The sequence below is a fragment of the Streptomyces atriruber genome (assembly GCF_001418325.1).
Taxonomy (GTDB): domain Bacteria; phylum Actinomycetota; class Actinomycetes; order Streptomycetales; family Streptomycetaceae; genus Streptomyces; species Streptomyces atriruber.
The window spans coordinates 1-1,806 of the sequence record NZ_LIPN01000493.1; the positions used below are offsets into that span (position 1 = coordinate 1).

Genomic DNA, 1,806 nt, shown 5'->3' on the forward strand with positions numbered 1-1,806 from the left:
GGGCGGGTGGGGCGTACGGGGTGATCGGGGTGCGCCGGAGCGTCGGACTGCCCGGACCGCTCGGACCCCTCGGACTGCTCGGGGGAATGACCGGAGTCGGGGTCGGAGTCGGAGTCAGGGGCGGGGTCGGCTTCCCCGCCCGCCGAGCGCTCCCCCCACGCGGTGATGGCTTCGCGCACCGTCCGGGCACACGTGTCACCCTCGGCCGCTTCCTCCCCGACGGGGACGACGCGTGCGAGCTCGGGGATGTGCCGGGTGAGCTCCGTGAGGGGATCGGCGCCGGGCACGAGCTGCAGGACGGGCCCCGCGCCCCGGCCGCCGCCGCTCCTCTCGTCCTCGGTGAGGAGGGCACCGTTCTGGAGGGTGGGCACCAGCCCGGCGTTGAGCAGGGAGGACTTCCCCGCGCCGGACGCGCCCACGAGCATGACCAGACCGCCCGACTCCGCGGCGCGCAGCTGGGCGACGAGAGCTTCGGTGCTCCGCTCCCGGCCGAAGAACCACTGGGCGTCCTGCTGCCGGTACGAGGCGAGCCCCCGGTACGGGCAGACGCTCGGCACGGCCGAGGCGTCGCCCCCGGCTCCGTCCCCGCTGCCCTTCTGGTCCCGGCTCTCCGGGGCGCCGTCGGCCCCCGCCGCGCGGTCGCCGACGGGATCGGCCACCGCGAGCTCCCACAGGCGGTGCCACTGGGCCATGTCGTACAGACCCGTGGACACCGGCGCGGGACGCTCGCGCCGCGCCTCGGGAATGAGGACGTGGAGCACCGCGGCGAGTGCGGCGAACTGGGCCGGCACGTTCTTGGCCCGTCGCCAGTCACTGATCCGCTGGGCGGACACGCGTACGGGTCGCCCGCGCTCGTCGACCCGCTGGAGGCGGACGACCGCTTCGGCCACACGCTTGAGGGGCGGGTTGCCGGCTTCCTTGTACAGCAGCGCGAGACGTTCCGCGAAGCTCGTGCGTGCCCCTGAGTCGGAACTCAAGGCCTCCACCCCTTACTTCCGCCGCACTTGGTCATCCGGACCGGAAAACTCACTTTATACGGCTGACCTGCGGCGAAGGAGTCCGGACGGATCCGGAACCTCCTCGGCGGGACCCGCAACTGGCAGGATCTCATCGCAGTAGCGGACCAACCACGCAGCGTCCTGGCAGGTCACCGGCTCACGGCTCGCCGAGGCGGTGCACACCACCGATTGTTCTGAGCCTGGCTGTGCCGGAGTGACGACAGGATCACTGTGTGGGTTCCAAAGACTCGTGCACACGGCCATACCCGGACCGCATTCGCATCGAACGCGGATCCGGACTTTCCCTGATCCGCGCCGATACGCGGGAGCACCACGGCTCGGCGCCGTCCGCGTCGATCGGTGCCGGTCCCCACGAGGGGAGGGACCGGCACCGATACGACGCGGAGTACCACCGGAACACGACCCGCCGTGCGCTCGTGGAGCGATGCCCGATCGGACTCAGAACTCCGGCAGCAGTGCGCGCCGCGCCTCGGCCACGGTCCGGGCGACGATCGTCGCCGCAGGGAGAACCTCACGGACGAGCCCGGCGGACTGCCCGGCATAGAGGGCCATCGCGCCCACGTCGCCTGTCCTGCCGACGAGCGGTACGGAGTCCTCATAACGCAGGTACGGGGTGTCCTCGGCACCGCGCGCGATGACGTCGCCCTCGCCCGGCCTGCCCGAGAGCGGGGAACCGGCTGCTTCCCAGGCGGACAGGGCGCCGTTGCGCGGGGACCGTGCGGGCGTCCGGTCAGTCGCCGTCGAAGCATCCGGTGTAGTCGGCTTCTTCGGCTCGCGCGTCGACGAC

Annotated in this window: 1 protein-coding gene and 1 pseudogene; both read right to left on the reverse strand. The window is 72.3% G+C overall.

Annotation, left to right across the window (positions count from 1 at the left end; genetic code table 11):
- On the reverse strand, positions 1 to 986 hold a 986-nt coding region (locus AOK03_RS36845), incomplete at its 3' end, for an nSTAND1 domain-containing NTPase (protein ID WP_482256504.1).
- Positions 987 to 1,457: 471 nt separating this feature from the next.
- Positions 1,458 to 1,806, reverse strand: a pseudogene (locus tag AOK03_RS36850) (hypothetical protein); the annotation flags it as partial.